Here is an 8016-nt window from a genome sequence, read left to right as displayed (position 1 = left end):
GGATGGGTGCGACGTAAGCTTCGGTGTGCCATCTGGCGCCAATGGAAGCAGCCCTCGACGAGGGCGCGCAACTTAATGCGCTTGGGGCTTGGCGAAGCTCGTGCCTGCAAGTCAACGTCGAATGGCCGCGGCCCATGGTGGAACTCGGGGGCGTCGCATATGAATCAGGCGCTGCCGAAGAAACTGTGGAACCAGCTCGGACTGGTCTCGATACTGGACACGATCAACGGCTTATCTGCATAACCTGAACCGCCGTATACGGAACCGTACGTACGGTGGTGTGAGAGGACGGCGGATGCAAATCCGCCTCCTACTCGATCCTGAAATTTGATGTTCTTGCGGTGAGGTGTAGTTAGTGGCCTCTTGGAAATGGCTGGGACAGTGGTCTTTTAGCTTTTTCGGATAGGGCTCTTACCCTTGAGTTCCTTTTCCCTTCCAGTCCTTACCCGCCGTTTTTCCGCGTGTCCCTTTGTGTGGCAATCGGAATATCGATCTATCCTAGTGCCGTTTTGTTGGGTGCGTATGCTGGTACGAAAAAGGAAAGTGTCGGTACACTGCGGTGCGAATTTTAGATCGGGTCTCGCCATGAACCTCACAGATGCCACGCTCGTACTGCTGCTCGCGGCACGTATTCATGGAACAGACGAAGCCGTCAGGGCTTCGGCGAAGAGCGTGGTCAAGAAGTTACCGCGCAGCAAACGTGATCTGATCTACAAGGTGATTGACAGCCGGAGCCCGCTCCATCTCGTGGGTTTTCTGGCAGAGAATCTCGATGATTGATGGATGTTCAGCGATAAAATTCTTTCTGGTTTAACTGACCCTTTTGCGCAGCCTATTGCCGGTCAGCTTGGTGAGGTGAGAGCGAGTGTCTAGAGAGCACGCAAATGGTGATATTCATCATGGATGGCCGGTTTTTATTGCGAAGGGGGTCTCCATTTGGCAATAATCTCGCCCCCGTATTCTTCTGTCAGCCCTCCATCCCTCTCATTCGGGGGCTGCGTTTTGGAGAAGTGGGTAACCCGGCCTTCGTGCCGGGTTTTTTGTTTATTGGGAGCGGGGCTTTTTCTTCTCAATCGACTTCGAGCGACGATCAGAGGTAAGCGTCTGCCTAACAGCTCTTGCTTCCTGATCAGCCTCTCTGAATAGAATGGGTCCACCTCGTAGAGACTCCGCGCCGCCCGGATGATCACTGGGCGTGTGGCCGGTCTCAGGCCGCTCGAAACATTCTCGGCAGTTATGCGGCGAGCTCGATATAGCTAGACTCCCCACCCCCGGTCGCCCCCGACAACCAACCCCATACAAAGGTAAGAGTGGTACGCCCCTCGTGATCAGCACCTACCGTGCCACGAGACCAGCCAGCAAGAATTTCGCCTTCTGTAGTTAGGCAATGAAACAGAAGCTCAATGGTATCGGGCCCCGTCACGCGCCCAACCTGATGACCGATGCGAATCCGGCCACCTTGGTATGTACTCGAAATGGACTCTCCCTCGATGTGGTAGTGAAACACTGTGCCCGCACCGGATACCCCGTGGGAGTTGTCCGCTACGGTAAATCGGCGATTATTCAAACGCTCACTGATTTGGGAAAAGGGGACTTCCATATTAACTCACGTCCTTAGTTGAGATTTTCATTTCCAGCCTTCGGCGATCCTAGGCCTTTTTGTCGCGCCTCATCAAGGCAGTGCCTTGGCTATCAGGGGAGCGCGAGTCCCAGCGATACGGGCAGATGGGTTCACTGGCCGTTTACTTTCCTCCCAAGCGAGTCTTTTGAATCTACCAAATGATAAGGCTCAGAGTTACAGAAGATATGCTAGGATTAGATAACCTAAATAACCCTGTAGGGTGATTTCCATGAGCGTCGTTTTAGACCAATCGGGCGTTTCCACTTTGGTCGGCACGCCCAAAGAGGTACGGGCCCGCCTGAGCCGCTCGCATGCGGATCGAGTGCTGGTCGTGTCTTTCGATCACATCAAACCCAACGTTTTCGAAGCATTGGCTGAGAATTTCGCAAATGTGGCGTCCTCGATGTACGAGGTTTTGCAGGAGCGCCAAGACTTGAATTCCCTGGAGCGATTGGCCGAAGTCTTTGTTACGCGTAAGCCGCCTTCGCCCCGTTTGCTCAAGGAGGCGGCGATGCTGGTCCAAGCTCGCAAGGCGGTCTTGGAGAGTGGCGACTGGCTAACCGCAGCCGACATTGCACAAGTGGCGCAGTTAAGTACCCGAAACCCCAGCGCCCAGCCCAACAAGTGGAAAAAGCAAGGTCAGATCTTCGCTATCAATCATGGTGGGGTCGACTATTTCCCCGGTTACGGTCTGGACCCGGATGCAAGCTACCGGCCGTCGAAGGCGCTGGCCAAAGTCATTGAGGTTTTCGAGGGGCACAAGGACAGCTGGGGTATGGCTTACTGGTTCCGTTCAGACAACAGTTTTTTGGGCGGCAAAAAGCCCCAAGACCTATTGGCATCGGCGCCTGACCGAGTGATCGACGCGGCACTGGATGAGATTCAAGGCATCGCCCATGGCTAAGCGCAGTGCTAAGGGCAGTGAACGTGAGGCTCCGCCGTCGGATGATTCGGCGGCATCCGCGACTCCGGCGCCTGAGGCTACGCTGCACGTCACGTTCACTGAAATGGCTAAAGGCGAGGTGCTCCATCGCGTGCACCACGACAAATACCAGCCAGATCAATTCAATCCAGGCGTGCAGGGCAATGCACGCTTCAGCCCGATCCAGAATGATCAAGGGCAGGCGATTCCAACGTTATATGGTGGTACGACAATAGAGTGTGCCTTGATGGAGACCGTCTTTAACGATGTTCCCCATACGCCAGGCTTCAAGAGTTTCGATAAAGGAAAGCTAGCTGGACAGGTGCACTCCGCTGTCCAGATCGATCAACCGTTGCAATTGGTCGATCTGTCCAGCGTTCCCCTGCGCAAATTGGGCATCACCCGTAGGCAGTTGATCGACACTGAGAAGGATCAGTACCCGGCGACGCGCAAATGGGCCGAAGCGATCCATCGCCAATGCCCGGATGCGCAAGGCTTGTATTGGGTATCCAGGCAAGACGATTCTGCACGAGCTGTGGTTCTTTTTGGTGACCGTATTCCCGGAGGTTCGCTTCGTCCACAGGGTGTTTCGCGCAGCCTGGTAGACGATCCTATTGTCTACGACGCAGTGCTCGATCTGGCAGATCGGATTGGTGTCGCCGTCATTGCAGGGAAAAACTGAACGAATGCTCGAACAGTGTCCCGTGATTCGTTTCTCTGAGATCGAAGCGGCCGTGCCTACGGCCCCTGGTCTTTATGAGATCGTCACTGACCAGGGCGAGATTCTAAAGGTGGGCATCAGCGTTAATCTTCGTAAAAGGCTTATACAGCACCGACAGTCGAGGCAGTCTCGCTTGAAGCTCAAGGATGGAGGTGAATGGAGTAACCCCTCTGACGTTGTAAGCAAGCAGTCGATCCTCGCCAAGCATCTTTTCTTCTCAGGGCAGGTCTCGGGTTATGACTTGCAGACCGAGGCTGGCCGGCAATGCTATCTGGAAGAGAAGTGTCATATTCTCATAACGCCTACCACGACCCGGGACGAGGCACGGGCAATTGAAAGGGTGAAAGAAAAAAGCGGCGCCTATCGATTCGGAGGCAAAGTCAGGCTTTCATGCTGAGACGCTCCAGTACAAGAAGAGTGGGTACACTGCGGTGCATCATTTTTGGGTCTAGCAATGAACCTTACTGACGCTACGCTCGTGCTGCTCCTGGCAGCGCGTATCCATGGAACAGACGAGGCCGTCAGGGCTTCAGCGAAGAGCGTGGTCAAGAAGTTGCCGCGCAGCAAACGCGACCTGATCTACAAGGTAATCGACAGCCGAAGTCCTCTTGATCTGGTTGGATTTCTGGCAGAGAACCTGGATAACTGAAAATCAACCGTCTGTGGCGCGTGCAGCTTTCGAGATAGCTCTCGGAAGCGAGCCGTAAAGTTATTCACGAAAAGCGTGGGTATATCTGTGGATAAAGCTCTACGCGCCCCGGAGTAGCTTGATTTCCACGGTGTGATTACTAACTGATCAGCAGTGTTCCAGCTGGTTGATGGCGTGCGATTTCGACATCGCTAGAATGTCCTTCAGGGGCATGCGGCCTCATTGTTGCCTTGTTGCCTTGTTGCCGGTTGGCAGATAGGCCCATTTTCATCGAGCCATGAAGCCCTGAATCGGTGAGTTTTAACTAGTGAAGGCTGCCCACCTTCTCAGGCCGATACTGTTGCTTAAGGATTCTCCGATCAAGTCAGCACAGCTCATCTGACCTGTACTGACTTGATCGGAGAATCCTTAGGCGAGTGGTTGTATCTGAGTTCAGAGCGCTGAAAATCTGACTTTTTCAACAGAGTTGACTCAAAGCGGACATCGGAGCACCAAGGGTGTTATATCCGCACAGAGGGTGTTGCCAGCTACAAACAGAAAAATCTAGTTGAGAAATTCGCTAGGCTATCCGACAACCTCTGAGAGCGCGGCGTATCTAAATACCGCGCTCAGTAATGAATACTGGAAATAAATATTTATCGAAGGGAAATAGGGTAATTTATGATAATGCGATTTTCATCAAATTCATTGGTATTAAAATCCCTCCGAACGCTTGCGTTCCGCCATCGAATATTAAGATTTTTCAGCGTGCCGGACTGCACCACGTAAATTAATTCCGATTCTCGAACCCATTCTTTTCCGTCCACTACCAATCCGCTACGTACATTATCTCCGCTGATATATCGATTCATCAGAGTCAGCCCCGGAATCCCTAACACAGCAAAGTCGAAATTGTGTCGCACCTGCCATGAGCGCTCTTGTGCGTTATCAAAACTACCGTTGAAGGTATCATTGGCCACGGTTCCGCCATTGGTTCCATTCACACGCAGCCATGGACTGTCGCCGGTTAGTTTCTGAAGGCCCAGGTAGAAAGTGTTGCCACCGTACTTGGCAGATAGCAGAGCGAAAGCGGTCTTGTTGTCTAGACTGCCGGCCAGTGCTTTTCCGTCTTCCTTGCCGTTAAAAAAACCTACGTTCGCCCCAAGTATCCAGTCGCCTGCCGGCTGGCTATGAGTGAGGTTGACGAACTGCTGGTGGTAGATGTCACTCAGCTCTGCGTACCACAAGCCTATCTGCGTACGCTTGTCATTAAAACTATATTCGGCTCCGCCGAAGTTAAAACGATCCGAAGTGGACGCGGGTTTACTGTTTATGTACATATCTTCCATGCTTGCGTCGTTGCGCGGGCTGTTACCTCGGAACTGGCCACCGTAAAGTGTGAGGCCGGCCATCTCCCTGGAGGTCACTTGGCCGCCGCGAAAGGTTTGCGGCAAGGATCGGCCATCATCAGAGCGTAGTATCGGCAGCAAGGGCATCCACTCACCTACCTTCACTTCAGTTTGTGATACTTTCGCTTTCAGCGCGCCCCCCAGGCGGCCAAAGTCATCTGCTGGACGGCCGTCGTCATGGATCGGCAAAAGTTGAGTGCCTCCGGTGCCCTTGCCACCGTCAAGCTTCTGAGAATAAAGCCCCAATAAATCAACCCCAAATCCAACCGGACCTGGCGTATACCCAGAGCGGGCATCAAGGATGAAGCTCTGAGTCCATTCCTCTGCCTTGTTCTGTGGATTGGCTTTGCTAGGGTAGGAAGGATTGGTAAAGTTTCGATTAATGTATGCGTTTCGCAAATTGATAGTTGCGGAAGAACTCTCCAAAAAACCGACGTTCTCAGCGGCTTGACCATCGAACGGGGAGCCCACGCAAACCAGCAAGACTGAGCGGTTCAGAAATCGACGTGCGAAGACGCCAAGCATACTTATAGAGTGTCGCATTCTATGTTCTCACAATGATTGTTATTGTTCTTGCGATATTGAGTGCGTATAAATTCAAGCTTTATTGTTTTTTTCGGTATTTCTGTGTTTGATTGCCGGTGTATGTATGTTGGTCTGAATCTATCCCTCGTGTTCTCGAAGATTTTTAGAGGACCCCACGCATGCGCAGGCATGAGCTGTCTCTAACGGGAGGCCGTTTGCAAAAAAATCTCCGAATCAATCTTTCATAACATCATGATAAGCAAAATCAGCGATCCAGGCGGAGGACGTGATGAGGTCTTTTCCGCAATTTCGATTACCCCTCAACTAAAGTTGGACCTTCAATTCGGCGATGAGCAGAGCAGAATAAAAAATCTGCTTATGTCCCGTTGAAATGGGTGCTAAAGCCATCAATAGAATGAGCTTCTGCATTATTCGTTATTGATCCCGGGGAATACATATTCATGCCCTTATGCTGCAGGCCATCGGGGCTGGCGCCATTAAATATAACGACCTGCATCAACCTATGAATAAAGGCTTCTTGTTTTGGATTCTAACGGGTGCCCCAATCAAAACCGTATTCCTATGCTAAGGCCTTCATTGGAATTCAATCGGCTTGAGAACGAGTCATTTGCTTCTGCCTCTTAACCGCAATGACGATCAAAACCGCTGCTGCTCCCATCCAGAACACGCCAAGCCAACCGGTAGCCACGTAGCTCCCAGTTGCCTGCCGCAGTATGCCATTTATCGTGGGACTGATGACCGAGCCTAGAATCCCGCAACTCGTCATTACGCCTATTCCCAAGGGCCTAGCCAAGCGCGAAAGCATAGTCGGGGGAACTGTCCAAAGTAACGCCATTGCCGAAAAACCACCCGCTGTCGCAGCAATTAAGCCAACCAACTGGAGCCCAGGGTTACCCGTTTGGGTGCTGGCGAACCACCCCAGTGCTGAGAGGGTTGCGGCAAACGCGAAATGACCTGCGCGCTCTTGTTTGCGATCAGAAGATGCACAAAGTAGTGGCATCATAATGATTGCTGCTAATCCTGGAAACGCAGCCGCAAGTCCGACATTCAAAACACTGGAGCCATTGTAAATATCCTTGATAATTAAGGGCGACCAAGTTCCTAGAGTGCTCAAACTTGCGACCATAAAAAGGTTGGCAACGCAAACTGTGACGAAAGGGAAGTTAACAAATGATTTAAATGAGACCTTACTTTTTTCCACTTGCCCGGTAACTTTCTCAGACGCCAGCTCGGCTACAAGAGCGTCGCTTTGAGACTGTGTAAGCCAGCGTGCCTTCTTAGGTCCGTCCGGCAAATATTTGAGAACAATAAGTCCAAGGACAACGGTTGGAAGAGCTTCAATGATGAACATCCACTGCCAACCATGCATTCCCAGATATCCGTCCATCGAAGCCAGTATCAATCCTGACAGAGGTGAACCTAGCATGATTGCAGCTGGCTGAGCGGTCATAAATAGCGCATTTGCCCGGCCCCGCTTGGATGCTGGAATCCAGAAAGTAAGGTAAAGCAGGACTCCTGGTAAGAAACCCGCCTCGGCGATACCCAGTACCACCCGCGCAATATAGAGTCCCCAAGGGCCTGTCGCAAGACAGGTGGCCATGGACGCCACACCCCACGAGATCATGATTCGGGCAATCCAACGCCGAGCCCCAAAGCGAACAAGCAATAGATTACTTGGAACTTCGAAGAAAAAATACGCTGCGTAAAACAGCGTGCCAGCCAGCCCAAATTGCGTGAGCGTTACGCCCAGGTCGCTATTCATTGTAATGGCGGCAAAACCGAAATTTATTCGATCGATGTAGGCCATTACATAACAGGCAAAGAGCAACGGCAGGAGGTGTCGAAAGGCTTTTTTTACCGCTTCGTCTAGGTCGGCACGATTTACTGCAGGCGCAAGATGTTCTTGTGCATAAGTTGCACTGTCCATTGTGTAGTCTCCGCTTGTGATTTCTTGTTTTTGTCGAATTAACAGCACGAGGCTCTGACGAAAATGCTGGCATGGAATGGTCACTGCCATTCCAGCCTGCCTCTACCGGATAATTTGCGGTCAATACACGCTCAATTTACCGCCTTCAATGATCTGATTCAGACATCATTTTTAAGCCCTCCGCCCGACCATTGCGGATCGGTGCGCTGAATGAAATGGGTTTCTGAGATTCTTTCCCACAA

8 protein-coding genes and 1 pseudogene are annotated in these 8016 nt (G+C 51.8%); 6 read left to right on the top strand and 3 right to left on the bottom strand.

Annotated elements, in window-relative coordinates:
* Both BLT00_RS32315 and BLT00_RS30365 read left to right on the top strand, forming a co-directional pair.
* A pseudogene (locus BLT00_RS32315) lies at positions 1-243 on the top strand (group II intron reverse transcriptase/maturase); the annotation flags it as partial.
* Positions 244-585: 342 nt separating this feature from the next.
* A complete protein-coding gene (locus BLT00_RS30365) occupies positions 586-780 on the top strand; it encodes a DUF7740 domain-containing protein (protein ID WP_063325127.1) in 195 nt (64 codons plus the stop codon).
* A 454-nt stretch (positions 781-1234) separates the two neighbouring features.
* Here the strand turns inward: BLT00_RS30365 and BLT00_RS32310 are convergent, their stop codons facing one another.
* Positions 1235-1600, bottom strand: a complete 366-nt coding sequence (locus tag BLT00_RS32310; RefSeq protein ID WP_063321957.1) for an avidin-fold protein — start codon at positions 1598-1600, stop codon at positions 1235-1237.
* A 250-nt stretch (positions 1601-1850) separates the two neighbouring features.
* On the opposite strand from BLT00_RS32310, the gene BLT00_RS30355 reads away from it, so the two are divergent.
* The 4 genes from BLT00_RS30355 to BLT00_RS30340 are packed head-to-tail and all read left to right on the top strand — an operon-like array spanning position 1851 to position 3913.
* Entirely contained in the window at positions 1851-2525 is a 675-nt protein-coding gene (locus BLT00_RS30355) for a hypothetical protein (RefSeq protein WP_092151135.1), read from the top strand.
* Positions 2518-3225, top strand: coding sequence for an RES family NAD+ phosphorylase (locus BLT00_RS30350; RefSeq protein ID WP_092151138.1), 708 nt, complete (start codon positions 2518-2520; stop codon positions 3223-3225). The genes BLT00_RS30355 and BLT00_RS30350 overlap by 8 nt, the downstream gene beginning before the upstream one ends.
* Before the next feature lie 4 nt (positions 3226-3229).
* Positions 3230-3661, top strand: a complete 432-nt coding sequence (locus BLT00_RS30345) for a GIY-YIG nuclease family protein (protein WP_092151141.1) — start codon at positions 3230-3232, stop codon at positions 3659-3661.
* A gap of 57 nt (positions 3662-3718) precedes the next feature.
* Positions 3719-3913, top strand: coding sequence for a DUF7740 domain-containing protein (locus BLT00_RS30340; protein WP_047703585.1), 195 nt, complete (start codon positions 3719-3721; stop codon positions 3911-3913).
* 635 nt (positions 3914-4548) lie between these two features.
* Here the strand turns inward: BLT00_RS30340 and BLT00_RS30335 are convergent.
* Both BLT00_RS30335 and BLT00_RS30330 read right to left on the bottom strand, forming a co-directional pair.
* Positions 4549-5826, bottom strand: coding sequence for an OprD family porin (locus BLT00_RS30335; RefSeq protein WP_092151144.1), 1278 nt, complete (start codon positions 5824-5826; stop codon positions 4549-4551).
* 604 nt (positions 5827-6430) lie between these two features.
* Positions 6431-7864 (bottom strand): MFS transporter, encoded by a 1434-nt coding sequence (locus BLT00_RS30330; RefSeq protein ID WP_092151147.1) that lies wholly within the window; start codon positions 7862-7864, stop codon positions 6431-6433.
* Between the last annotated feature and the right edge of the window lie 152 nt (positions 7865-8016).

Origin of the sequence: Pseudomonas sp. NFACC51 (assembly GCF_900103575.1) — a bacterium.
GTDB lineage: Bacteria > Pseudomonadota > Gammaproteobacteria > Pseudomonadales > Pseudomonadaceae > Aquipseudomonas > Aquipseudomonas fluorescens_Q.
This window is presented reverse-complemented; position numbering and strand designations above follow the sequence as displayed.

Excerpts from the sequence above, each read along its gene's own strand:
- BLT00_RS30365 (WP_063325127.1), top strand. The coding sequence starts at position 586 with ATGAACCTCACAGATGCCACGCTCGTACTGCTGCTCGCGGCACGTATT.
- BLT00_RS32310 (WP_063321957.1), bottom strand. The coding sequence starts at position 1,600 with ATGGAAGTCCCCTTTTCCCAAATCAGTGAGCGTTTGAATAATCGCCGA.
- BLT00_RS30355 (WP_092151135.1), top strand. The coding sequence starts at position 1,851 with ATGAGCGTCGTTTTAGACCAATCGGGCGTTTCCACTTTGGTCGGCACG.
- BLT00_RS30350 (WP_092151138.1), top strand. The coding sequence starts at position 2,518 with ATGGCTAAGCGCAGTGCTAAGGGCAGTGAACGTGAGGCTCCGCCGTCG.
- BLT00_RS30345 (WP_092151141.1), top strand. The coding sequence starts at position 3,230 with ATGCTCGAACAGTGTCCCGTGATTCGTTTCTCTGAGATCGAAGCGGCC.
- BLT00_RS30340 (WP_047703585.1), top strand. The coding sequence starts at position 3,719 with ATGAACCTTACTGACGCTACGCTCGTGCTGCTCCTGGCAGCGCGTATC.
- BLT00_RS30335 (WP_092151144.1), bottom strand. The coding sequence starts at position 5,826 with ATGCTTGGCGTCTTCGCACGTCGATTTCTGAACCGCTCAGTCTTGCTG.
- BLT00_RS30330 (WP_092151147.1), bottom strand. The coding sequence starts at position 7,864 with ATGGCAGTGACCATTCCATGCCAGCATTTTCGTCAGAGCCTCGTGCTG.